The following is a 22,360-nucleotide window of genomic DNA, read 5'->3' on the forward strand; positions in this document are numbered from 1 at the left end:
CATGTTGAGCAAGACAGGAACACGCATCGCTTGCGTCGTACTGATGGCGATGTCGTTGAGCGGGTGCGGGCGGGCGCTCGAGTTCTTCGGACTTCGCCACGAAGCCAAGCCGGAAGTTCAGGTGCGCACCGCAGATGCCGACAGTGCTGCCGCGGCAGTGGCCGAAGGACGCGCGCATCTGGCTGCAGGCCGGACGGGCCAGGCTATCGAGCAATTCCAGAAGGCGCTTGCAGCTGGCGACCAGATCGGTCCCGCAGCCAACGGGATGGGCGTCGCCTATGTGCGGCTAGGCCAGTTCGAGCAGGCGCACCGCTTCTTTTCCGAAGCGCTTGCCGTCGAGCCGAAGAATGCGATGTACCAGGCCAACATGGCTCGCCTGATGCGCTCGACCCTGCTGGCCGAAAGGCACGAAGCAGACTTTGCCGCGCAAGTCGCTGCTCGCACGTTGACGGGGGCGCACGACATCCAGTTGCAGGAAGCGAGGCCTGAGGTCGCCGCAGCCGAAGAGCCTGCACGGCAGACGGCACCCTCGACAAGCGGGGCTACGCTCCAGCGCATTTCGCGCGGCGAAGTTATGATCCGCTCGGTCCAGGCCGAGAGCCAGGCGGGACGCGGTTCCTTGCCGGTCGTGGGCGTGCGCGGGGGCAAGCTCGACACGTTCAGGCCGGCGGTGCGCATCGAGTTCTCCGATGATGGCCGCAAGCAGGATAACGCTAAGGACAAGGCCGAGGGGGGCAAGGCGGACGCTTCTGGCGGGGCAACCGACGCAGATACGCCGAAGACCGCCAGGGCCGATAGGGCCGGATTCAAGCCGCTCGTGCGGATCGATTTTCCGACTTCGCGCTGACGCTCGCAGGGTAACCGATTAGATGAATGTCATTTTCTGGGCGGAACTGGTGGTGCTGGTTCCCGCCTGTTTCTATGCGAGCTGGTCCGACACAGTACAGCGGCGCATCCCGAACTGGCTTTGCCTGTTGACGGCTGCCACTGGCCTTGCCCTTGCCGCTTATGAAGCCGGATTGGGCGGCGTGGGTAGCCACGGCCTGCATCTGGCGGTTGCGCTGGTGGTAGGCATGGTCCTGTTCCGCTTCGGCATGATCGGTGGCGGGGATGCCAAGTTCTATGCCGGTTGCGCCGGCTGGTTCGCGTGGTCGCAGGCATCGCGCCTGCTTCTCTCGGTTTCGATCGCAGGGCTTGTCCTCTTCCTCGTCTGGTTCACCGTGCGCCGGATCATGCGCAAGCCGATCGGCGGGCGCGGCTCGGACGACAATTTCGACAAGCTGCCATATGGCATCGCCATAGCTGCAGGCGCGCTCATCACCGCAGCTTCCGCATTCTGAGGCGGAGACGGGGTTACTTGTGCAAGCTGGAAGAAGGATCGATCGGACGCCCGTCCTTGCGCACTTCGTAGTGCAGGTGGGGTCCGGTAGACCGGCCGGTCGAGCCGACGAAACCGATGACGTCGCCCGGTTTGATCGTTTGGCCCGGGCTGACGTTCAGGCGGGAGAGGTGGCCATAGAGCGTCTCCACCCCTTTGCCGTGGTTGATGCGAACCGCTAGACCGTAGCCGCCCTGCCATCCTGCCGACATGATGACACCCGCCGAAGTGGCATGGACCGGTTCACCCATGGCCGCAGCAAGGTCGACGCCGGTATGCATGCGCACCTGGTTGAGCAGGGGATGCATGCGCAGGCCGAAGCCGCTCGACAGCCTGCTTGAGCGCAGGGGCATTCCTTCGGGCGCACCGCCCGATCCAGTGCCCGGTGGCGGCGTCAGCAGGCGTACCGTGTCCCGGAATCGTCCGCTGGAGGACATGATGACCGATCGGCTCTGATCGAGCGAAGCGGAAGACGAAAGATAGCGGACCGGTTCCTGCCCGCTGAGATCGACGGCGCGGCCGACGGTGATGCGTGCAGGCGGAGCTTGCGCAGCGGCGAACGGGGCAGGGTGGGGCGACGTGACGCAGGCGGCGCGGTCGCTGACGATGGCTCCGGCGGTCAGGCAACTTCCCGCGGTCCCGGTGTCGACCACGGCCATGCGATTGACGCCGTCCTCACCGGCCATTGCCGGTGCGGCTTGGGCCATGACCAGAGCGACCGCGCCGAGCATCGCTGGGCGGATCGTCTTCTTGCTCTGGCATTCAAGGATCATGGCACTTCCCCCGTAGCCGTAAACTAAAGGAAAAGCGCCGGTCTGTTAACTCAAATTGACGCTGCGTCTCGAACTGGAACGCGGGGATTTGGAGGTATGAATACCTGCCTCAAAAGCCCCGCGCCATGCCCTCGCGCCTTGGATCGGCTCCGCCTTCATAGCCGCCGTTCTGGACCACGATCGCCTGAATTCCCGACTCCTCGCTGCGAGAGGTCGAGAGCGGCATGCCGCGTGCAGCAAGGCCGGTCATGATCGGTTCGGGGAACGGATCGGCGCGGAAGGTATCGCCCTTGGCGACAAGGTTGGGCAGCGCCACTGCGTCCTGCGGAGACATGTGCCAGTCCAGCATCGCTACCAGCGCCTTGAGATTATAGGCCTGGATCGAAGTCCCGCCGGGCGATCCGGCAGCGGCATGAAAGCGGCCGTCCTTCGTCAGGACGATGGCCGGTGCCATGCTCGAGCGCGGTCGCTTGCCGGGGGCGGGGGCATTCGCTGCTGGCGCTCCGTCTTTATCGGTGGGCGAGAACGAGAAATCGGTAAGCTGGTTGTTGAGGAAGAACCCATCGACCATTCGTCCGGAACCGAAGATGCTCTCCACCGTGGTCGTCATCGAGACGACATTGCCCTCGCCATCGACGACGATGAAGTGGCTTGTCCCGCCGGGCTCGACCGTAGCGTCGGGGCCGACAGCAGGTGCGCCCTTCGGATGGCCGAAGCTGACCGGGCCTGCGCGTTCCCCGATCAGTTCGGCGCGCGCTGCCAGGTAGTCCGGATCGAGCAGGCCCTTGATCGGTACTTCGACGAAGGCCGGATCGCCGACGTAGCGATCGCGGTCGGCATAGGCCAGCCGGCTTGCCTGCGCGAACTCGAACCAGGCCTTTTCATCTTTGGCATTGCGCTTGCCGATATCGGTATGGTCGAGAATGCCCAGCGCCATGAGCAGTCCCGGGCCGCCGGACGGTGCCTGCGGCGTGCAGACCATGTAAACGCGGTAGGGTTCGCAAAGCGCCGGGCCGGAGCGCGGGCGATAGGCGGCGAGGTCGGCCAACGTCATCGTGCTTGGGCGCGGTCCCTCGCTCACGCGCCTGACGATGTCAGCGGCAACAGGGCCGGTCAGCAGGCCGGAGGCTCCGAACCTGGCGATCCGCTCCAAGGTGCGGGCGTAGGCCGGATTGCGCAGGCGGTCCCCCGCGGCATAGCGGGTGCCGTCCGGCTTGGAGAAATACGCGACGGCATCGGGCGCGGAGGATTGCGGTGCGCGCTCCATCCGGATCATGCCCGCAAGGCGGGGGCTGACGATGAAGCCGTCCTCGGCAAGATTGCGGGCCGGCTTCAGCAGGTCCGCCCAGGCGAGCTTGCCGTGATCGTGATGGGCCATGTCTAGCATGGCCACGGCCCCGGGCACGCCGGTTGAAATGCCGCCAAGAACCGCATCGAAGAAAGGCAGTCGGTTGCCGTCATCGTCGAGGAAGAGGCGGTCGGTCGCGCCGGCAGGCGCGGTTTCGCGCCCGTCGTAGTATGTCGCCTTGCGGCTCTTCGCGTCGTAGTAGACCATGAAGGCGCCGCCGCCGATCCCCGAACTCTGCGGTTCGACAAGGCCGAGGACCGCCTGGATCGCCACTGCGGCGTCGACCGCCGAGCCGCCCTTGCGCAGCACGTCCACCCCTGCCTTCACCGCCAGGGGATTGGCCGCCGCGACCATTGCATGCTTTGCAAACCCGGCCTGTTCGCGCTCCGGTACTTCGGACCGTGCGGTCTGCTCGACGGTTGCTGCAGGGGGCGGACTGGCCTGGGAAACGCTGGCCTGGGAAACGGTCGTCAGTGTCAGTGCGGCAAGGCCGACGGACAGGAAAAGGCGGCGCAATAGGGTTCTCCGCGGGGTAGCTTCAATCGATCTTGTCGCGGCGATGGCCCCTTCAGTCAGGGACTCGCGCGATCGCCGGGACGGAACCTAACAGTTCCGTCCGGCAGGTATAGGGGCTTGCGGCGAGGACATTTCTGCTTGCAGTGCGCTGCCGTTGGCTAGAGGTCGATCCCCGGCTGCGCCTTGATGCCATTGCGGAAAGCGTGCTTCTCGTCACCGATCCTGCTTACCGTGTCGGCCAGTTCGATGAATTCGGCATGGGCCGCGCGCCCGGTGATTACCACGTGCTGCATCTCCGGCCGGTTCCTGATCGCAGGAAGGACTTCTTCCAGCGTGAGGTAGCCGTAATTGATGAGGTACGTCAGTTCATCGAGCACGACGAGCGAGATCTCAGGATCGGCCAGCGCGGCCTTTGCCTTGGTCCACCCGGCCTGCGCAGCGGCAATGTCGCGCTGGCGGTTCTGGGTTTCCCAGGTGAAGCCCTCGCCGCAGTTCTCCCAGGTGACGCCCGGCTGCACGGAAAGGAAAGCGCGTTCGCCTACGTCGACCTTGCTCTTGATGAACTGGAATACCGCCGCCGTGCGCCCGTAGCCCAGCGTGCGAACCACCATGCCGAAGGCGCTGGAGGACTTGCCCTTGCCGTTTCCTGTAAGAACGAGCACCAGCCCCTTGTCGATCCTGGCTGCAGCAATGCGCGCATCGACTACGGACTTGAGCTTGCGGGTCCGTTCCTTGTGGCGGCGGTCTTCTTCGGCGAGATTTTCGGTATCGGTCATAGCGGTTTGGCCTCTCTCGGGGGTGGCATGCGGCGGGGCGAAGGAGAGTCCGGCAAGTTTGGCATTCACTCGGGTTTCCTCTTCGACGCACGCACGATTGTCGTTTGCCAAGGGATTGCCCGCAGGATGCGAGGCCCTCGTCCGCCCGGTTCATCCCGCCCGCGCGAAGGAACGACGGTAGCGGGCCGGTTTCCTGACTTTCCGGATCGCCGCGCCTTTCGCCGCCTTCTCGAACAGGGTGTGCCCGTTCAATGGCATAGTGGCGATGCGCTCACCGGTCACAGTTGCGGGAGCAGTGCCGCAGATGCAGCGAAGACTTCGCTGCCCGGACTTCCCGATTAAGCCCTTGCGGGCACCCGTTACGGCCCCGCGGATAGGCCAGGGCAAGTCTGCCTGCAAGCATATTGCGCTTGCGAAGGGCATGACTGCGCGATACTTGCCGGGCTGCGACAGGTTCCCCGCAAGGGGATCAAAAGGGAATTCGGGTGCAAGTCCCGGGCTGCCCCTGCAACTGTAAGCGGCGAGCCATCCGGCCATTTCGCCATTGGGACCCCAAGCCGGTCCTGAGAAGGCGGCCGGAGCGGCGCTGACCCGTGAGCCAGGAGACCTGCCTGCCGCAGTCGTTCTTCATCCGGGCAGGGCGCACCGGGTGTTCGAGGGCCCCGTTATGGCGGGGTCACCCCTCGCGCAACGACAGTCATCGTCTCGCCGGTTGGGATTCCGGTGGGGCTGGAGCCGTTTGCAAGGAGGGAGCGCCGCCATGCTCTTGATGTCATTTTGTCGTCCGCGCTCGGGAGCGTTACGCTGATGCTGCGTGCAGTCGACGCAAACGCCTCGGTTGTGGTCTGCTCGACCTGTCGCCATGCCGAAACCGAACGTGAGGACGAACACGGCGAGCGCGGCGGTGCGCGGTTGGCCTCCGTGATGCGCGAGGTGCAGGCAGGCGATCCAGCGCTGGCCGCCGTTAGCGTTCAGGAAATGCCGTGCCTGTTCGCCTGCAAGCGTTTCTGCACCGTGCATATCCGGGCGCCCGGCAAGATGGGATATGTCTTGGGAGACTTCGCCCCTGACCGTGAGGCCGCGCACGCGATTCTCAGCTATGCTGCGCAACATGCCGAAAGCGAAGAAGGCGTCGTCCCCTATCGCAGCTGGCCGCAGGGCGTGAAGGGGCACTTCATCACCCGCACCCCGCCAGAAGGCTTCTTGTGCACATGATCCGGTTCGAAAGCCGCGAAGCCTTTGCCGCAGCGCTCCTGGATCTGCCCGAGGCCAACAAGGTCGCGCAGGCCGCCGCACAGTTGCGCCAGGACGCCTTGACCAAGCCGCTGGGCTCGCTCGGTCGACTGGAAGACATCGCTATTTTCATGGCCTCGTGGCAGGGGAGGGAACGACCGGTGCTGGAGGGCATCCGTGCGGCGATCTTCGCCGGCAACCACGGTGTCGCCGCAAAGGCGGTCAGTGCCTATCCGCCCGAAGTGACCGCGCAGATGGTCGCCAACTTCGCGGCGGGCGGGGCGGCTATCAACGCCCTGGCCGGCGCTTGCGGTGCAGAACTGGTCATCGTGCCGATCGAGCTGGACCGTCCGACGGCGGACTTCGTCGAGCAGCCTGCCATGAGCGAGGAAGATTGCCTGGCCGCGCTCAATACGGGGGCTGCGGTCGTCGAAGAGGGGTTGGACCTGCTTTTCGTGGGCGAAATGGGGATAGGAAACACCACGCCCGCAGCCGCTCTGTGCGCGCAGGCCTGCAATGGCAAAGCTGCCGAGTGGGTCGGTGCCGGAACGGGTCTCGACAGGGACGGTATCGCCTACAAACAGTCCGTCGTTGCACAGGCCCTGTCCTTTCACGGTGCCCGCTGCACCGATGCTTTCGAAACCTTGCGCCGATTGGGAGGGCGCGAGATTGCTGCAATAGCCGGGGCCATTCTCGCTGCCCGGATCAAGCGCATTCCGGTGCTGCTCGACGGGTTCATCGTCTGCGCCTCCATAGCGCCGCTGGTGGTCGATCAGCCGCGTTTCGCAGCGCACTGCCTTGCCGCTCACTGCTCCATGGAAGCAGCCCATGCCAGGTTGCTGGACTGGCTTGGCCTTGCCCCCCTGCTGCAACTGGGGATGCGGCTGGGCGAGGGCACCGGTGCAGCGGTGGCGGCGCAGCTTGTGCGCTCGGCAATTGCTGCGCACAACGGCATGGCGACATTTGCCGAAGCCAGGGTCGCAGGCGTTGTATGACGAGCTTCATGCTGCACCTCATGCGGCACGGAGCTCCGCAGCGACCCGGCCTGATGCTCGGCCACCTCGACGAGCCGCCGTTGGCTTGCGGCATCACAGCCTGCCTTGAACGTGCTCGCGCTGTTGCCTGCAAGCAGGTTCGGTGTTCGGACCTTGCCCGCTCATGGCTTCCGGCTCGGGAGATATCGGCGCAGCGCGGCCTCGCAGCGCAAATCGACCCGCGCTGGCGTGAACTCGATTTCGGTGCGTGGGACGGCCAGCCTCCGCAGCAAGTGCACAGTGACGCGCTTGCCCGGTTCTGGGACGATCCGGATGCCTATCCTCCGCCGCAAGGCGAAACATGGTCGGCTCTCGTCTCTCGCGTGGGAGAAGCACTGGCGGATATCCGCGATAATTGCCTCGTGGTGGCCCATGGCGGCTCGATCCGTGCTGCGGTCTCCTGCCTCACCGGGCTCGATCATCGCGGCGTCTGGGCATTCGACCTGCCATACGGCGCGTTGCTCAGCCTGCGGGTATGGCCGGGAAGCAAGAGTGCTGGGCAGGTCATAGCGCTTGAGACGACCGCGCCATGATCCGCCGCTTCGTTCTCGCCATGCAGTTCACCACGCGCGTGCCCCTGCCGAACGTGAAGGCCGACGAGGCGGACTTCGCCGCGCTGCTGCGCTATTTCCCGCTCGTGGGGCTGGTTGTCGGCGCGGTCGTGGCAGGCGCCTGGTGGCTGGGATCGCTGCAAGGCGCCTGGCTGGCGGCACTGCTTGCACTGGTGGCCTGGGTGGCGGTGACGGGCGCATTGCATCTCGACGGACTGGCCGACGTGGCCGATGCGGCCGGTGCCGCGCATGGCAATCCAGCGCGGCTTTCCGAAGTGCTGGCCGATCCGCGTGTCGGCAGCTTCGGCGTCGTCGTCGTCGTGCTGCAATTGCTCGCCAAGTTCGCATTGCTGCAACATATTAGCCTCGCTGAATTACCGCTGCTCTGCATCCTGCCGGGACTTGCGCGCATCGCCCCCCTGTTCTGGGCAAGGATGCTTCCGCCCCTGCACGAAGGACTGGGCAGCCGTCTCGGCGCCGGGGTGCGGGTTTCGGATCTTGCGCTCTGGACCATTCCCGCACTGTCTGTCGTTTTGTGGGAGCCTGCCTTCGCGGTGATGGTCCTGGCGATACCGATATGGTCCATCTGGCTCCGCCGCAGGCTCGGCGGAATATCGGGCGACGGTCATGGCGCAGGGATAGAACTGTGCGAAGCAATCCTTCTAGCAGCGCTGGTCCTGACGTGAGCGCCGTGCAGGCCGTGCGGCATGGCGGGCGGCTTAACGAGGCCTGCCGTCGCTACGGCGGACGTCCGAAGGACTGGCTGGATCTTTCCACGGGCATCAATCCTGAGGCATGGCCCGCAGCATCCGTCCCGGCGACCGACTGGACCAGATTGCCCGAACCCGACGCGCTCAATGAACTCGAGGCGCGGGCCGCGGCGCACTTCAGGGTCGATTCCGGTCATTGCTGCGCGATCGGCGGAAGCGAGCTGGCGATCCGCCTGGTCGCCCGCCTGCTCGGTCTACAGGGGCGTGCGCTGCAACCGGCGTACGCAAGCCATGAAGAGGCCTTCTACGGTCCAGCCGCCGACTTTGGGAAAGTCCCGGTTGAACCGGTCGCCCTGATCTTCGCCAACCCGAACAATCCCGATGGTCGCCTGCGGCAGGGTCACGACATACTCGGGTGGTCCGATCGGCTGACCGCTGAAGGGAGCTGGCTCGTGGTTGACGAGGCCTATGCCGACTGCGAACCGAGCGAGAGCGTCGCGCCGCACGTGCACGATGGCCGGCAGCTGATCGTCCTGCGCTCCTTCGGCAAATTCTTCGGTCTTGCCGGACTGCGGCTTGGTTTCGTGCTCGGACCGAGTGACCTGATAGCCGCCATGCGCGAAGCTATCGGGGACTGGCCGGTCCATGCTGCCGCGCTCGCCATAGGTACGGCAGCTTACGAGGATGCAGCGTGGATCGCGCGTACGCGCCTTGCCCTTTTCGAAAGGGCGCGAGCGCTCGATGCGGTCCTGACAGGACATGGCCTGAAGCCAAAGGGAGCCTGTCCGCTGTTCCGGCTCGTCGAGACGCGCAGCGCGGAACTCCTCTTCCGGCACCTGGCGCAGAACCGTATCCTCGTGCGGCCTTTCGAGCGTTTTCCCGACTGGCTGCGGATCGGCATCCCGGCTTCCTCGCGGGATTTGCGGCGCCTTGACCGGGCCCTTCCGCATGGCTGAGCCCATCGCATTCTGCGCCATGGCCATCGAAAGCATGCTGGGATGGCCTGCTCGCCTGCATCGCCGCTTCGGCCACCCTGTTGGCATGTTCGCCTGGCTCATCGGGGCGTGCGAAGGGCGGTTCAATCGTACGCTTGTCCGCAACGGCCATCGGCGGATCGGCGGAATCGTCACCGTTTGTGCCTTGCTCGCTTTCGCAGGAGGCGGCGCGTGGCTGATCGAACAGACCTTGCGGCAGCTGGCGGGAGCCTGGGCTTGGCCGATCCTGTGCCTGCTCGCCTGGCCTGCCATGGCCGCGCGCAACCTGGACGATCACGTTCGCCCGATCCTTAGCGCCCTTCAGCGCGGAGACCTCGCGCGTGCGCGTGAGGCCGTCGGCTGGATAGTCGGCCGCGACACTGCCGCGCTCGATGAGGCCGGCGTCGCGCGTGCGGCCATCGAAAGCCTTTCGGAAAGTTTCTGCGACGGCGTCGTTGCGCCGCTGTTCTGGCTGCTCGTCCTCGGACTGCCGGGAGCCTGGGCCTACAAGGCAATCAACACGGCAGACAGCATGATCGGCCACCGCGAGACGCCCTATACGCACTTCGGCTGGGCCGCCGCGCGGAGCGACGATCTGGCCAACCTCGTGCCGGCGCGCATTGCCGGGGTTCTGCTTTGCTCGGTCGCCATGCGGGGATGGGCCACGCTCTGGCGCGATCATGCCCGCCATGCCTCTCCCAATGCCGGTTGGCCCGAAGCGGCCATGGCCGGCGCCCTGTCGGTACGACTTGCCGGGCCGATCGCCTACGATGGGGTGCTGGCGGACAAGCTCTGGATCGGGCAGGGGGGCGAAGCCGATGCGGGGGCGCTTGCCCGCGCCTTGGCGATTTACCGGCGCGCATGCGCCTTGTTGGGAATTATCGCCTTGGGGGCTGCATGGCTGGCTTGATGCTGCAGGGAACCGGGTCCGACGTGGGCAAGTCGGTTCTCGTGGCGGGACTGTGCCGGGCACTGGCGAACCGGGGCTTGCGGGTCCTGCCGTTCAAACCGCAGAACATGTCGAACAACGCCGCCGTCACGCCCGAAGGCGGGGAGATCGGCCGTGCCCAGGCTCTTCAGGCCATCGCAGCGCGTGCGCCTCTGCACGTCGACATGAACCCGGTCCTCCTCAAGCCGCAGGCCGACCGCACGTCCCAGCTGATCGTCCACGGCAAGGTGCGCGGCACGCTTGGATCGGGCAACTTTCGCGAAGGGCGCCGCAATCTTCTGCCCGAAGTGTTGGCAAGCTACCGGCGCCTTGAGGCGCAGTGTGATCTGGTGGTCGTCGAAGGTGCAGGGTCTCCGGCCGAGATCAACCTGCGTTCAGGCGACATCGCCAATATGGGCTTTGCCCGGCCGGCCGGGGTGCCGGTGGTGCTGGTCGGCGACATCGACCGGGGCGGGGTGATCGCGGCGGTCGTGGGCACGCGCAATGTCATCGAACCCAAAGACGCGGCGATGATCCGCGGGTTCCTGATCAACAAGTTCCGCGGCGATCCGGCACTGTTCTCGGATGGCTACGACGCCATTGCCGAGCGCAGCGGGTGGCGTGGCTATGGGCTCGTGCCATGGCTTTCGGCCGCAGCGCGCCTGCCCAGTGAGGATGCCGTCGTGCTCGAGCGCGGGCAGGGAGCAAGGCCCGGACGCAAGCTGGTCGCCTGCCCGATCCTTCCGCGCATCGCGAATTTCGATGACCTCGATCCCTTGCGCGGAGAACCGGATATCGACCTTGCCATGATCCCGCCGGGCACGCCGATCCCGGCGCAGGCATCGCTCGTTGTGCTGCCCGGTTCGAAAGCGACAATCACTGACCTGGCCTTCATGCGGGAGCAGGGCTGGGACATCGACATCCTTTCACATCGACGCCGGGGCGGCATGATCCTGGGCATCTGCGGCGGCTATCAGATGCTGGGGCGCAGTCTTGCCGATCCGATCGGCATCGAGGGCGCCCCTTCGAAAGTCTCCGGGCTTGGGCTTCTCGATGTGGATACGCAGATCGGAACCGTCAAAAGCCTTGAAGCCGTGAGCGGTACGGCTCTCGATGAGCCAATCGGTGGCTATGAAATGCACATGGGCGTGACCGACGGGCCGGGACGCATCCGTCCTTTCGCGCAGTTCGATGACGGACGCAGCGACGGTGCGATCAGCGCTGACGGCCTCGTTCTCGGCACCTATTGCCACGGTTTCCTGGGCACTCCCGGTCTGCGCAAGTCGCTTCTGGGCAGAATCGGGGCGCAGGGCGGTGCATTCGATCAGTCGCATGTGGTGGACATGGCGCTCGACGAAATCGCCGAAGTGCTCGAAGTGCATGTCGATATTCCCGGATTGCTCGAACTTGCAGGGAGTGCGCCGCGATGAAGCGCCTGCTGGTGCTGGGTGGCGCGCGCTCGGGCAAGAGCCGCTATGCCGAGGAGCGACTTGAAGCTTTGCCGGGGCGGCTTGGCTATATCGCCACGGCGCAGGCTCACGATGCGGAAATGACGGCGCGTATCGCCCAGCATCGCGCGCGACGCAGCGAGCGCTGGGAGACGTGGGAGACGCCGTTCGCACTGCCCGAGGCGATTGTCGGGATGGCAGGCCGCTGCGATGCGCTGCTCGTTGATTGCCTCACCTTGTGGCTGACCAACCTGATGTTGTCTGAGTATTCCATTGCCGACGGGCGGGAGCGCCTGATCGATGCGGTCACCACCTGCCCGGTGCCCATCGCCCTGATCGGCAATGAGGTCGGTCTGGGTATCGTTCCGGATAACGCACTGGCCCGACGCTTCCGGGACGAGGCGGGTTTGCTCAATCAGGCCGTCGCAAAAGCTGTCGACGAAGTTGTCATGGTTGCTGCCGGATTGCCGCTGAACTTCAAATCCGTATAAAATATGTTGCGTTTTGTGAAAGCGTGCTTGCGAAATGGACGGCGCAGGGCCGCTTGAGCTTATTCGTTAGCGTGCTAATTATTAGTCATGAACGAACGTGAGCGGCTGCAACGGAACCTGGCGACCCGGATCGGGCCGGTGGCGCGCGCCTGGCAACAACTGGGCGATGCTGCGCTGGCGTCGCTCGACATCTCCAATTCGGCAGGCTGGACGCTTGTCCATCTCCTGCGCCTGGGCGGCGATGTCCGTCAGGGCGACCTTGCACGAAGCATCGGTATCACCGAGCCTTCGCTGGTCCGCACGCTTGACCGCCTGGAAGAAGCCGAACTGCTCGAGCGGCGTGCCGATGAGCAGGATCGCCGCGCAAAGCACGTAAGACTGACCGCAAAGGGCATCGATCTTGGCAAGCGGATCGATGCGCGTCTCGTGGCGGTGCGCGGTGAATTGCTCGCAGAGCTGGGCGACGATGAACTCTCGACAGTCGTCAAGGTGCTCGAACGCCTGTCCGTCCGCATCGCAGAGACTGCGGACCGTCTATGATGAAGCGCTTCGGAATCGACGCCGCGGTATTCTCGCTCAAGGCTTACATCGCGGCGATGATGGCGGTCTATATCTCGATCCAGATCGGGTTGGAACGGCCGTACTGGGCATTCCTCACCTCCTATATCGTCGCACAGCCGCTTGCAGGAGCGGTGCTGTCGAAGGCGCTGTTTCGCGTCATCGGCACTTTCGTGGGCGCAGCGGCCAGCGTGATCATGGTGCCCAGTCTCGTCAATTCGCCGGTGCTCCTGGTTGGCGCAATCGGCTTTTGGCTGGCGCTTTGCGTGTTCGTCTCGCTGCTCGATCGCACGCCGCGCGCCTATGCTTTCGTGCTAGCGGGCTACACCGCGGTTCTGATCGTGCTGCCGAGCGTCGATACGCCCGGCGCCATTTTCGAGACAGCCAGCTTGCGGCTTCAGGAAATCTCCATTGGCATCCTGTGCGGCAGCCTCGTGCATGGCCTTGTCCTGCCGCAGTCGATCTCCGCCTTCCTCTTGCGCAGGGTCTCTACGATCCTGCTCGACGCCGAACGCTGGTCGGCGGATTCGCTGCAGCCGAGCCCAGATCCCTCCGTCGATGCCGAAAGGCGCAGGTTGGCGCAGGACATCACGGAACTTCACCAGCTTTCGATCCACCTGCCGTTCGAGACCGCACGCACGGCGCCGCGTATCCGCACCGTGCGCGCGCTGCAGGACCAGCTCTCGCTGATCATGCCGCTCGGCGCGGCGGTGACGGACCGGATCGAGCAATTGGACGCCGAAGGATCGATTCCGGGCGATGTGCAAGGCCTGCTCGACGATGTGCGCGCGTGGTTGCGGAACCTCGACTGGCTCGCTCAGGCGGATCGCGAGGAACAGGCCCGACAATTGCAGGCGCGCTGCGCCGAGCTTGAGCCCGTCGTCTCAGCGGATTCGAGCTGGCACGGACTCATGCTGCTCAGCCTCGTTTCGCGCCTTTCGACCCTGATCAGGGCGCACCGCGATTGCCGTGACCTGTCCGAGCAGCTTTCTTCCCTGGATCGCAAGCCGGTCTCGGCACGCGCTGCCGAACTCCTCGAAGGGCGGCGCGGCCGAGAGTTGCATTACGATGTCGGCGGCGCGACGAGGGGGGCGATCGGCGCTTTCGTCACGATTGTGGTCGGTTCGGCGCTCTGGATCGGCAGCGGATGGACCGAGGCATATGCCGGCGTCATGCTTGCCGGCGTTTTCTCCGCCCTTTTTTCGGCCGCACCGGATCCGCTGGCTCCCTTGCGTGCCTTCTTCATCGGCACCCTCATCGCCATCGTCATTGGCGCCATCTATGGCTATGCGATCCTGCCTGCCTTGCATGGCTTCCCCGAGTTCGCCGCAGCACTGGCACCGGCATTGCTTCTACTGGGGGCCTTGATGTCATCCCCGCGCTACGGCGGATTCGCCTTGCCGATGTTATTGGGTCTGGGCAGTCCGCTACTGATCGCACCTACATATGTCAGCCGCTTCGGCAGCTACGTGGACGGGGCGCTCGCCCAACTCGTGGGGATCGTCTTTGCCATAACGATGATCCGCCTGTTGCAATCCTCCGGTATCGAAGCGGCAATCCGGCGAACCATCCGGGCTGGTTGGAAGGACATTGCCGAGCGCAGCAATCTCATGGCCCCCGCGGACTATCACGGTTGGATCAACCGCATGCTGGACCGCATTGCGCTACTGGCACCGCGCCTTGCCATGAGCGGCAAGGCGCCCGGCTCACCCCTTTACGATGCCCTGCGCGACTTGCGCACCGGCGTAGCGATCGGCGAGCTGCGCGACCTGCGCCTGGCGATGTCCGCGGAAAAGGCCGCTCCGGTGACCAAGGTCCTGCGCGATGTCGGCGAATATTACCGCAAGCTTGAGCCCGAACGTGACAAGCCCGCCGCGCCAGACCTGCTGGCAGATATCGACCGGGCCCTGAAGGAAGTGCTGGGCGATGATAACCCCCAGTTCGTGCGCTCCGGCGCCCTTGCCCTCATCAGCCTGCGGCGCAATCTTTTCCCTGCAGCAGAGCCCATGAAGGAGTTGCCCGCATGAGAGGAGAGCTTTCCATCTACGGCGTGTTCGTTCCCACGCTGCTCGTCCTCGCGATCGTCGCGGCGATCCTGACGGCGGTGATCGTCCGCTTCGCCAACGATTTCGGTTTCTATCGCTTCGTCGCCTACCGTGCGTTGGTCGACGTCTGTCTGTTCATTCTCGTCCTTGGTCTTCTGGCCGTGACGGCTCCCCTGATCGGTTTCCCCCAATGAAACGTCTCCTCTCGCGCATAGCCCCCAGCCTTGCCACCATCGTCATCGTCGCGATCGCGGCAATCGTCGCGATCTGGTTGTGGCGGCATTACGAAACCAGCCCCTGGACCCGTGACGGCCGCGTGCGCGCCGACGTGGTGCGCGTGACGCCCGACATCAGCGGCCTGGTGACGTCGGTGGCCGTGCAGGACAACCAGAAGGTGCGCAGGGGCGACCTCCTGTTCGTGCTCGACAGGCCGCGCTACTCGCTGGCTGCCGCACAGGCGCAGGCCAACGTTGCAAGTGCGCGGGCAACGCTCGACCAGGCCCGGCGCGTGGCCCGGCGCGATATCGCACTTGGCGATCTTGTGGCGACCGAGACCCACGAGCAGAACCTCGCGGCTGTCGAAACCGCGCAAGCAGCGCTTGCCGAAGCGCAGAGCGCACTCGCAGCCGCAAAGCTCAACCTTGCGCGCACCGAAGTGAAGGCTTCGGTCAACGGAACTGTGACCAATCTCGACCTGCATCCGGGCGATTTCGTGGCGGCGGGCAACCAGGCCATGGCCCTGATCGACAGTGACAGCATCCGCGTCGAAGGCTATTTCGAGGAAACCAAGCTGCCCTACATCCGCGTCGGCGCCCCGGTGACGGTGGTGCTGATGGGCGAAAATCGCAAGATCAAGGGTATCGTCGAGAGCATCGCTGCCGGTATCAGCGACACCGCTCGAAGCAATTCGGGTAATCTGCTGCCCAATGTCGAGGCGACCTTCACCTGGGTAAGGCTGGCGCAGCGCATCCCGGTGCGCGTGCGTCTTACGCAGGTTCCCAAGGACCTGCGACTGATCGTCGGGCGTACCGCCACAGTCACGATCCAGCCGGCAGACAAGGACCTCAAGTGATGCGCAAGTGCCTGCCCATCGCGGCCGCGCTGCTGCTTGGCGGTTGCGCCACTGCCGGTCCTGATTACGCGCCGCCGTCCAATTCGGTCGCGACGAGCGAAAGCGCCAATGGCGCTTTCGTTTCGGCGAGCGACGTCGCCTTTTCCCAGCAGCCGCTGCCCGAGCGCTGGTGGCGCCTCTATGACTCGCCCGTTCTCGATGGTCTGGTCGAGGAAGCCCTGGCCGCGAATGCCGACTTGCGCGCGGCCGATGCCAACCTGAAGCGGGCGGAAGCTGTCATCCGCGGGACGGCGGCCAACCGCACTCTGAGCACCGGGATTTCCGGCGGCGCTAGTCTCGCACGGCCGTCTTCGACCGGCTACTCGCTCCCAGGTGTCGTCGATTACGACGCCGGTATCTCGCTGGCCCTGCCGCTCGACCTGCGTGGCAAGATTGCCCGTGCCATCGAAGCCAGCGAGGCCGACCGAGACGCGGTGGCCGCGGCCCGCGATGCCGTGCGTGTCAGCGTCGCAGCCACTACGGCCAAGGCTTACGCAGACGTGTGCGGCGCGAATTTCCGTCTCGCGGCCACGAAGCGCATCGTCGCCTTGCAGCGACAGACTCTCGATGCCACCCGTCGCCTTGAAAAGGGTGGTCGCGGGACGGCATTCGATGTCAGCCGTGCGCAAGCGCAAGTCGACGCGAGCGAGGCAAAGTTGCCGGGTTTCATCGCGCAGCGCCGCAGCGCGCTTTATCTGCTCGCCACGATGCTGGGACGCCCGCCCGGCGAGTATCCGAGGGAAGTCGAGCTGTGCGACACGCTTCCCAGTCTCACGAAGGCGATGCCGGTGGGAGATGGTGCGTCGCTGATTCGGCGGCGTCCCGATATCCGCCAGGCCGAACGGACCATTGCAGCGGATACCGCGCGCATCGGCGTTGCGACGGCAGACCTCTATCCGCAGGTCAGCCTGGGCGGTTCGCTGGGGGTGTCCGGGCCGCTCAAGAATATCGGCGGCCCAACTTCGTTCGGCTTCAGCCTCGGGCCGTTGATCAGCTGGTCGTTCCCCAATCGACCGGCAGTGCGCGCTGCGATCGATCAGGCCAATGCGCAAGTGGAAGCCGATATCGCGGGCTTCGATTCGACCGTACTGTCCGCCTTGCGTGAGACCGAGACTGCGCTCGAGGCCTACGCGCGCGATCGCGACACGACAGCTGCACTGGGACGAGCGCGCAAAAGCGCTGCGCTTTCCGCGCAGCAGGCTGGCAAGCTGTTCCGCTTCGGACGCAGCGATTTCCTGACCTTGCTCGATTCGCAACGCTCCCTGGCCGAGGCCGAGGCAAACTACGCCAGTGCGCAGGCGGGACTGGTCGACGACCAGATCGCCATCTTTCTCGCTTTGGGGGGCGGCTGGGAGTAGCGCGCGGGCGGTTTGGGCCGGAATTTATCGCCTTCTCCAAAAACTAATTGCACCTTGCCTAAAATGAATCGCGCATATTTTGCCGAATGCCTCTATGGGGAGGCAAATTCCGGCCGTAGAGCCGCGCATCCCGTCATCCCTTCTCAGCCAGGCCGCCTTTGCGGCAGGATATTGTATTTCTATGACATTTACCCGGGTTCCCCAGCCACTGGCAGAGGCGCTTGAAGCGCATGGCTACGAGTCGCTGACTGCCGTTCAGGCGGCTGTCGTCGAAGCCGAAGCGCAAGGCCGCGACCTCGTCGTCTCGGCGCAGACCGGCTCCGGCAAGACCGTCGCTTTCGGCCTGGCCATGGCGGATGAGCTCCTGGCAGGAGAGGGAATCACGAGGCCCGGCGCACCGTTGGCGCTTGCCATTGCCCCGACCCGCGAACTAGCCCTGCAGGTCAGCCGGGAACTGACCTGGCTCTACGCCCGCACCGGTGCCCGCATTGTGACCTGCGTTGGCGGCATGGACCCGGTTCGCGAACGCAAGCAGCTGGAGCAGGGCGCGACGATCGTCGTGGGCACCCCCGGGCGCCTGCGCGACCACCTCGAGCGCGGAAAGCTCGACCTCGAGCAATTGCGCGTCGCAATCCTCGACGAGGCCGACGAGATGCTCGACATGGGCTTTCGCGAGGACCTCGAGGAGATCCTCGATGCCACGGCGAAGGATCGGCGCACGCTGCTGTTCTCGGCGACGATGCCCAAGCCGATCGAGGCGCTGGCCCGCCGCTACCAGAAGAACTCGCTGCGCATCTCGACGATGAGCGAGTCGCGCGGCCACGGCGATATCTCCTACCAGGCTGTGACTGTCGCGCCGGCCGACATCGAGCGCGTGGTCGTCAACCTGCTGCGCCTGCACGAGGCAGAGACCGCCATCCTGTTCTGCGCCACGCGCGACAATGTGCGCCACCTTCACGCGACGCTGACCGAGCGCGGTTTTTCGGCCGTTGCCCTGTCCGGCGAGCATTCGCAGAACGAGCGCAACAATGCGCTGCAGGCCCTGCGCGATCGCCGGGCCCGTGTCTGCGTCGCCACCGACGTTGCCGCGCGCGGCATCGATCTTCCTTCGCTAAGCCTTGTCATTCACGTGGAAATTCCGCGCGATGCCGAGACGCTTCAGCACCGCTCGGGCCGCACCGGTCGCGCCGGGAAGAAGGGTACGGCGGTCATCGCCGTGCCGTTCCCGCGCCGTCGACGTGTCGAATCCATGCTGCGCGGTGCGCGCGTCCAGGCCGAATGGATCGAAGCGCCCACGCCCGAGCAGATCCGCCGCAACGACCGCGAGCGCCTGATCGAGCAGATCATGCAGCCGGTGGAGTTCGACGAGGAAGATCGCGAGATCGCCAAGGAACTGCTGGGCAAGACCAGCGCCGAAGACCTTGCGGCAGCCCTGGTTCGCAGTTTCCGCGAGCGGATGCCGCAGCCTGAGGAACTTATCGGTTCTTCGATGGACGGGCAGCAGAAGCGCCAGCGTCCCGGTTTCGATGACGTCGTCTGGTTCCGCATGGATATCGGCAAACGCCAGAACGCCGATCCACGGTGGATCCTGCCGCTGCTGTGCCGCCGCGGTCACGTGACCCGCAACGCCGTTGGCGCAATCCGCATTTCCGCCAACGAGACTTATTTCCAGATACCCAGCGAGCAGTCCGACCAGTTCGCCAAGTCCGTGGCGCGCACTGCGCGCGAAGGCGCGGACGACGAAGCCGGTGTGCTGATCGAACTGGCGCCCGATACCCCGCGCGATGTCGCCAAGGGGCGCCGCCGCGAAGAAGGCGGTCCGCGCCGCCATCCGCGAGGCGAGGGCGGTCCGCCCCGCGGCGAGGGCAAACGGCACCAGCCGCGTCCGACCGGACACAAAGGCGGCGCTGCAGGCCAGTTCGGCAAGAAGCAGCGCAAGGATCGCCGGGGAGACTGAAGTCTCCCCAAGGCGTTATCCTGCGGCGAGGGGCGCTATCGAGACGATCTCGATAGCCTCTTCCTTCCCGTTGAAATCGACGAATTCGCCAGCTTGCGCGTCCATCATCGCGCGGGCAAGCGGCGCGGTGAAAGCCAGACGGTTCTGCGCTGGCTCGGCTTCGTCATGTCCGACGATGTCGATCGTGCGCTGCTTGCCGGCCAGGACAAAGGTTACCCGGCAACCGAAAGCGACCGTTTCGCCGGAAGGGACGGGCTGAACCTGCGCGGTCGACAGTCTGGCACGCCAGTAGCGCAAGTCCCGCTTGGCCGCTTTCTGCTCGGTTTCCTCGGTCATTGCGGGAACCTGGCTTTCCAGCTCGGCAATGCGTGAGCGAATGCGCTCCAGGCCATGGGCGGTGACCAGGTTCGGCCCGGGCGGGATCGGTACTTCGAACTTGGGCTCGAGATGTTCCTCGTCGCTTTCGCGGCGAAAGGCGACGCTCATGCTGCGCCCCCCATCACCGATTCAAGCGCTTCGCTGGCCTCCAGCCACGCCATCTCCGCTTCCTCAAGCTGCTCTGCCGCCGCCGTACGCCGCTTGCCGATTTCGCCGATGCCCAGGCGCGCAAGTTCTCCCTTGGCCTTGGTAGGCTCGACGAGAGCATTGTCGAGTTCGTCGAGCTGCTTTTGCAGGCGCGACAAGCGCGTCTCGGCTTCCGACACCTTGCGGCGCGCGGCCTTGAGTTCTTCGCGGGCGATGGCTCCCGCCTTGCGCTGCGGCTTGGCGTCGGAAGCGCCGGGCCTGTCTTCGGTCTTGGGTTGGTTACGCCCGAGGACGAAGTCGATGTAGTCCTCCATCGATCCGTCGTAGGGCCTGGCCGTGCCCCCATCGACCAGCACCAGCCGGTCGGCCGCCAATTCGACCATGTGGCGATCGTGGCTGACGAGGATGACCGCGCCTTCGAAGGCATTGAGCGCCTGAACGAGTGCCTCGCGTGCATCGACGTCGAGGTGGTTGGTTGGCTCGTCGAGGATCAGCAGGTGCGGTGCATCGCGGGTGACGAGGGCAAGGGCCAGGCGCGCGCGCTCGCCGCCGGACAGGGTATGCGTTTCCGCCGTCGCCCGCTCCCCGGAAAAGCCGAAACGGCCCAGTTGGTTGCGCACGGCCAGCGGCGGCTTGTCGGCCATCGCGCGGGTCATCAGCTCGAGCGGAGTGGATCCGCTCGGCAGTTCCTCGACCTGGTACTGGGTGAAGTAGCCGATCCGGATCTTGCCGGAGAAGGTAATTGCGCCTTCCATCGGTTCCAACTGCTGCGCGAGCAGGCGCGCAAGCGTGGTCTTGCCGTTGCCGTTGCGGCCGAGCAGGGCAATGCGGTCCTCCGGATCGATCCGCAGGTTCAGCCGCTTGAGGACCGGTTCGCCCGGCGTGTAGCCGACGGCGGCAAGATCGAGCGTGACCAGCGGCGGGCGCAGTTCGTCCGGGCTCGGGAAGTCGAAGCTGAGCGAGGGATCCTCGCTCATCGCCGCGATCGGCTGCATCTTGGCCAGCATCTTGGCGCGCGACTGCGCCTGCTTGGCGGTGGAAGCACGAGCGCTGTTGCGCGCGACATAGTCGGCCAGCTTCTTGCGCTGTGCTTCCTGGTTGGCACGCGCCGCTTCGGCCTGCGCCACGCGCTCGGCGCGGATGCGCTCGAAGCTGTCGTAAGTGCCCGGATAGAGCGTGAGCTTGCCCTGCTGCAGGTGCAGGATGTGATCGACCACGGTGTTGAGCAGGTCTCGCTCGTGGCTGATGACGATGAGCGTGCCGGGATAGCTTTGCAGGAAGCTTTCCAGCCAGAGCGTTGCCTCAAGGTCGAGGTGGTTCGACGGTTCGTCGAGCAGCAGCACGTCAGGGGCCGAGAACAGCAGCGCGGCAAGGGCCACGCGCATCTTCCAGCCGCCCGAGAAGCTGTCGAGCGGTCGCGACTGCATTTCCTCATCGAAGCCGAGGCCGACCAGAATGCGCGCGGCGCGGGCAGGCGCACTGTAGGCGTCGATGGCGATCAGGCGCTCGTGTACGTCGCCAAGGCGATGGGGATCGGTGCAGGTTTCGGATTCGGCCAGCAGCGCAGTGCGCTCGGCGTCCGCTTCCAGCACGGCTTCAAATGGCGTGCGGGTGCCGCTCGGGGCTTCCTGGGCGATATAGCCCAGACGCGCGCGGCGCGGCATTTCGGCGCCGCCGCCGTCAGGCTCGATCTCGCCGATGATCGCCTTGACCAGCGTCGACTTGCCGGCGCCGTTGCGGCCGATCAGCCCCACCTTCCCGCCATGGGGAATGGTTGCAGTGGCCTGGTCAAGGATAGTGCGCCCACCAAGGCGCACGGACAGTTCGCGGATCGTCAACATGGCCGCGCGCCTAGCAGGAGGTGCGGAGAATCCCAAGCGGACTTGCTCGGCTTGGCATCAGTCCGATCGCGAGACCGGCTTGTCGTGGTCGCGGCCGATCGCCTGAAGTCCGCCAAGGGCAAAGCTCAGGAGGTGATCGACGAGCTCGTCCTTGCCCATGGCGTCGATCTGGCGGGACAGGGGATTTTCGTTGCGGCGGGCGACGAAGATCATGGCGCAAGGAGCGCCGACGCTGATGGCACAGCGCACGAGGGCCGGGTCGCCTGCGGAAATTCCGCTTATTTCGCTCAGGACCGAAGACAGTACTCGAAACTTTGGTCCGATTTCCTGCTCGAACAGAACCTCGATGTGCGAACCGGGCGAGAGCAGTTCCCGGGCAAGGACATTGCCGTTCCAGTCCTTGGGGGCGAGGGCGCGTGTGACAAGCCTGTCGAGGAAGCGACGCAGCTTGTCTTGCGGCGGACCTTCATCACCGGCGATGGCCTGCAGTTCGTCGAGCGTGATGAAGCGCCGGTGCGCTTCGACCAGCACGGCCTTGTAGAGCCCATCGCGGCTGCCGAAGTGGTAGTTGATCGATGCCAGGTCGACCCCCGCCGCGGTGGCAATCGCCTTGCTGGTGGTTTCGGCAAATCCGTTGGCGCCGATCAGCCGTCCGGCGCTCTCGATGATCCTCGCGCGCGTTCTCGCCCCGTCGACGCGCGTGTTACGTTTCGGCGCTTTTTCGTCTTGCGGATCGCTCTGTTTCATTCGGCTCATCGCGACTGGACAATAGCGAACATACAATTTAAATTCAATTTAAGTTAAG

At 65.2% G+C, this 22,360-nt stretch carries 22 protein-coding genes and 2 riboswitches; of the genes, 16 read left to right on the top strand and 6 right to left on the bottom strand.

Going from position 1 to position 22,360, the window contains the following annotated elements; genetic code table 11:
• Window position 1: 1 nt before the first annotated feature.
• Both J3474_RS11515 and J3474_RS11520 read left to right on the top strand, forming a co-directional pair.
• Complete coding sequence (locus J3474_RS11515; protein WP_207094317.1) at window positions 2-847, top strand: tetratricopeptide repeat protein; 846 nt, start codon at window positions 2-4, stop codon at window positions 845-847.
• A 22-nt stretch (window positions 848-869) separates the two neighbouring features.
• Window positions 870-1,340, top strand: coding sequence for a prepilin peptidase (locus tag J3474_RS11520; protein ID WP_013833705.1), 471 nt, complete (start codon window positions 870-872; stop codon window positions 1,338-1,340).
• Between the two features lie 13 nt (window positions 1,341-1,353).
• On the opposite strand, the gene J3474_RS22725 is transcribed toward J3474_RS11520, so the two are convergent.
• From J3474_RS22725 to cobO, 3 genes are all read right to left on the bottom strand, one after another.
• The gene (locus J3474_RS22725; RefSeq protein ID WP_242528375.1) at window positions 1,354-2,151 is read right to left on the bottom strand and encodes a M23 family metallopeptidase; all 798 of its coding nucleotides are present in this window, start codon (window positions 2,149-2,151) and stop codon (window positions 1,354-1,356) included.
• A gap of 109 nt (window positions 2,152-2,260) precedes the next feature.
• Complete coding sequence (gene ggt / locus J3474_RS11530) at window positions 2,261-4,015, bottom strand: gamma-glutamyltransferase (protein ID WP_207094318.1); 1,755 nt, start codon at window positions 4,013-4,015, stop codon at window positions 2,261-2,263.
• 158 nt (window positions 4,016-4,173) lie between these two features.
• Entirely contained in the window at window positions 4,174-4,791 is a 618-nt protein-coding gene (gene cobO / locus J3474_RS11535) for a cob(I)yrinic acid a,c-diamide adenosyltransferase (RefSeq protein WP_207094319.1), read from the bottom strand.
• Window positions 4,792-4,956: 165 nt separating this feature from the next.
• A riboswitch (cobalamin riboswitch) is annotated at window positions 4,957-5,166 on the bottom strand.
• A gap of 59 nt (window positions 5,167-5,225) precedes the next feature.
• A riboswitch (cobalamin riboswitch) is annotated at window positions 5,226-5,421 on the top strand.
• A gap of 177 nt (window positions 5,422-5,598) precedes the next feature.
• On the opposite strand from cobO, the gene J3474_RS11540 reads away from it, so the two are divergent.
• From J3474_RS11540 to J3474_RS11605, 14 genes are all read left to right on the top strand, one after another.
• Window positions 5,599-6,006: a DUF1636 domain-containing protein gene (locus J3474_RS11540; RefSeq protein WP_207094320.1), complete on the top strand. Its 408-nt coding sequence runs from the start codon at window positions 5,599-5,601 to the stop codon at window positions 6,004-6,006.
• Window positions 6,003-7,019: a nicotinate-nucleotide--dimethylbenzimidazole phosphoribosyltransferase gene (gene cobT, locus J3474_RS11545; RefSeq protein WP_207094321.1), complete on the top strand. Its 1,017-nt coding sequence runs from the start codon at window positions 6,003-6,005 to the stop codon at window positions 7,017-7,019. Before J3474_RS11540 ends, cobT begins: the two co-directional genes overlap by 4 nt.
• Window positions 7,016-7,591, top strand: coding sequence for a histidine phosphatase family protein (locus J3474_RS11550; RefSeq protein ID WP_207094322.1), 576 nt, complete (start codon window positions 7,016-7,018; stop codon window positions 7,589-7,591). Before cobT ends, J3474_RS11550 begins: the two co-directional genes overlap by 4 nt.
• The gene (gene cobS, locus J3474_RS11555) at window positions 7,591-8,295 is read left to right on the top strand and encodes an adenosylcobinamide-GDP ribazoletransferase (protein ID WP_207094769.1); all 705 of its coding nucleotides are present in this window, start codon (window positions 7,591-7,593) and stop codon (window positions 8,293-8,295) included. Before J3474_RS11550 ends, cobS begins: the two co-directional genes overlap by 1 nt.
• Entirely contained in the window at window positions 8,187-9,275 is a 1,089-nt protein-coding gene (cobD, locus tag J3474_RS11560) for a threonine-phosphate decarboxylase CobD (RefSeq protein ID WP_376706529.1), read from the top strand. The genes cobS and cobD overlap by 109 nt, the downstream gene beginning before the upstream one ends.
• A complete protein-coding gene (gene cbiB, locus J3474_RS11565) occupies window positions 9,268-10,203 on the top strand; it encodes an adenosylcobinamide-phosphate synthase CbiB (RefSeq protein ID WP_207094324.1) in 936 nt (311 codons plus the stop codon). The genes cobD and cbiB overlap by 8 nt, the downstream gene beginning before the upstream one ends.
• Window positions 10,191-11,651, top strand: a complete 1,461-nt coding sequence (locus tag J3474_RS11570) for a cobyric acid synthase (protein ID WP_207094325.1) — start codon at window positions 10,191-10,193, stop codon at window positions 11,649-11,651. The genes cbiB and J3474_RS11570 overlap by 13 nt, the downstream gene beginning before the upstream one ends.
• A complete protein-coding gene (gene cobU / locus J3474_RS11575) occupies window positions 11,648-12,160 on the top strand; it encodes a bifunctional adenosylcobinamide kinase/adenosylcobinamide-phosphate guanylyltransferase (protein ID WP_207094326.1) in 513 nt (170 codons plus the stop codon). Before J3474_RS11570 ends, cobU begins: the two co-directional genes overlap by 4 nt.
• An 87-nt stretch (window positions 12,161-12,247) precedes the next feature.
• Window positions 12,248-12,700 carry a MarR family winged helix-turn-helix transcriptional regulator gene (locus J3474_RS11580; RefSeq protein ID WP_207094327.1) on the top strand — a complete coding sequence of 151 codons (453 nt, stop codon included), beginning with the start codon at window positions 12,248-12,250 and terminating at the stop codon, window positions 12,698-12,700.
• Entirely contained in the window at window positions 12,697-14,745 is a 2,049-nt protein-coding gene (locus tag J3474_RS11585; RefSeq protein ID WP_207094328.1) for an FUSC family protein, read from the top strand. The genes J3474_RS11580 and J3474_RS11585 overlap by 4 nt, the downstream gene beginning before the upstream one ends.
• Window positions 14,742-14,957 carry a DUF1656 domain-containing protein gene (locus J3474_RS11590; protein WP_013833692.1) on the top strand — a complete coding sequence of 72 codons (216 nt, stop codon included), beginning with the start codon at window positions 14,742-14,744 and terminating at the stop codon, window positions 14,955-14,957. The genes J3474_RS11585 and J3474_RS11590 overlap by 4 nt, the downstream gene beginning before the upstream one ends.
• Entirely contained in the window at window positions 14,954-15,835 is an 882-nt protein-coding gene (locus J3474_RS11595) for an efflux RND transporter periplasmic adaptor subunit (RefSeq protein ID WP_207094329.1), read from the top strand. Before J3474_RS11590 ends, J3474_RS11595 begins: the two co-directional genes overlap by 4 nt.
• On the top strand, window positions 15,835-17,232 hold the full coding sequence (locus J3474_RS11600; protein WP_207094330.1) for an efflux transporter outer membrane subunit: 1,398 nt from the start codon (window positions 15,835-15,837) through the stop codon (window positions 17,230-17,232). Before J3474_RS11595 ends, J3474_RS11600 begins: the two co-directional genes overlap by 1 nt.
• Before the next feature lie 181 nt (window positions 17,233-17,413).
• Window positions 17,414-19,189 carry a DEAD/DEAH box helicase gene (locus J3474_RS11605; RefSeq protein ID WP_207094331.1) on the top strand — a complete coding sequence of 592 codons (1,776 nt, stop codon included), beginning with the start codon at window positions 17,414-17,416 and terminating at the stop codon, window positions 19,187-19,189.
• Window positions 19,190-19,204: 15 nt separating this feature from the next.
• Here J3474_RS11605 and J3474_RS11610 read toward each other — a convergent pair whose 3' ends face one another.
• From J3474_RS11610 to J3474_RS11620, 3 genes are read right to left on the bottom strand one after another with little or no spacing between them, the layout of a single operon-like run.
• Window positions 19,205-19,675: a GreA/GreB family elongation factor gene (locus J3474_RS11610; RefSeq protein WP_207094332.1), complete on the bottom strand. Its 471-nt coding sequence runs from the start codon at window positions 19,673-19,675 to the stop codon at window positions 19,205-19,207.
• Window positions 19,672-21,555, bottom strand: coding sequence for an ABC-F family ATP-binding cassette domain-containing protein (locus J3474_RS11615; protein ID WP_207094333.1), 1,884 nt, complete (start codon window positions 21,553-21,555; stop codon window positions 19,672-19,674). Before J3474_RS11615 ends, J3474_RS11610 begins: the two co-directional genes overlap by 4 nt.
• 57 nt (window positions 21,556-21,612) lie before the next feature.
• The gene (locus tag J3474_RS11620; RefSeq protein ID WP_242528376.1) at window positions 21,613-22,311 is read right to left on the bottom strand and encodes a TetR/AcrR family transcriptional regulator; all 699 of its coding nucleotides are present in this window, start codon (window positions 22,309-22,311) and stop codon (window positions 21,613-21,615) included.
• Window positions 22,312-22,360: the final 49 nt, after the last annotated feature.

The organism is Novosphingobium sp. PY1, from assembly GCF_017312445.1.
Lineage (GTDB): Bacteria > Pseudomonadota > Alphaproteobacteria > Sphingomonadales > Sphingomonadaceae > Novosphingobium.

Bases quoted from the DNA above. Each gene is read 5' to 3' on its own strand.
- J3474_RS11580 (WP_207094327.1), top strand. From the start codon at position 12,248: ATGAACGAACGTGAGCGGCTGCAACGGAACCTGGCGACCCGGATCGGG.
- cobO (WP_207094319.1), bottom strand. From the start codon at position 4,791: ATGACCGATACCGAAAATCTCGCCGAAGAAGACCGCCGCCACAAGGAA.
- J3474_RS11515 (WP_207094317.1), top strand. From the start codon at position 2: ATGTTGAGCAAGACAGGAACACGCATCGCTTGCGTCGTACTGATGGCG.
- J3474_RS11585 (WP_207094328.1), top strand. From the start codon at position 12,697: ATGATGAAGCGCTTCGGAATCGACGCCGCGGTATTCTCGCTCAAGGCT.
- J3474_RS11615 (WP_207094333.1), bottom strand. From the start codon at position 21,555: ATGTTGACGATCCGCGAACTGTCCGTGCGCCTTGGTGGGCGCACTATC.
- cobU (WP_207094326.1), top strand. From the start codon at position 11,648: ATGAAGCGCCTGCTGGTGCTGGGTGGCGCGCGCTCGGGCAAGAGCCGC.
- J3474_RS11610 (WP_207094332.1), bottom strand. From the start codon at position 19,675: ATGAGCGTCGCCTTTCGCCGCGAAAGCGACGAGGAACATCTCGAGCCC.
- J3474_RS11520 (WP_013833705.1), top strand. From the start codon at position 870: ATGAATGTCATTTTCTGGGCGGAACTGGTGGTGCTGGTTCCCGCCTGT.
- J3474_RS11600 (WP_207094330.1), top strand. From the start codon at position 15,835: ATGCGCAAGTGCCTGCCCATCGCGGCCGCGCTGCTGCTTGGCGGTTGC.
- J3474_RS11550 (WP_207094322.1), top strand. From the start codon at position 7,016: ATGACGAGCTTCATGCTGCACCTCATGCGGCACGGAGCTCCGCAGCGA.
- J3474_RS22725 (WP_242528375.1), bottom strand. From the start codon at position 2,151: ATGATCCTTGAATGCCAGAGCAAGAAGACGATCCGCCCAGCGATGCTC.
- cobD (WP_376706529.1), top strand. From the start codon at position 8,187: ATGGTCCATCTGGCTCCGCCGCAGGCTCGGCGGAATATCGGGCGACGG.
- cbiB (WP_207094324.1), top strand. From the start codon at position 9,268: ATGGCTGAGCCCATCGCATTCTGCGCCATGGCCATCGAAAGCATGCTG.
- J3474_RS11570 (WP_207094325.1), top strand. From the start codon at position 10,191: ATGGCTGGCTTGATGCTGCAGGGAACCGGGTCCGACGTGGGCAAGTCG.
- J3474_RS11605 (WP_207094331.1), top strand. From the start codon at position 17,414: ATGACATTTACCCGGGTTCCCCAGCCACTGGCAGAGGCGCTTGAAGCG.
- J3474_RS11590 (WP_013833692.1), top strand. From the start codon at position 14,742: ATGAGAGGAGAGCTTTCCATCTACGGCGTGTTCGTTCCCACGCTGCTC.
- J3474_RS11620 (WP_242528376.1), bottom strand. From the start codon at position 22,311: ATGAGCCGAATGAAACAGAGCGATCCGCAAGACGAAAAAGCGCCGAAA.
- cobT (WP_207094321.1), top strand. From the start codon at position 6,003: ATGATCCGGTTCGAAAGCCGCGAAGCCTTTGCCGCAGCGCTCCTGGAT.
- J3474_RS11595 (WP_207094329.1), top strand. From the start codon at position 14,954: ATGAAACGTCTCCTCTCGCGCATAGCCCCCAGCCTTGCCACCATCGTC.
- J3474_RS11540 (WP_207094320.1), top strand. From the start codon at position 5,599: ATGCTGCGTGCAGTCGACGCAAACGCCTCGGTTGTGGTCTGCTCGACC.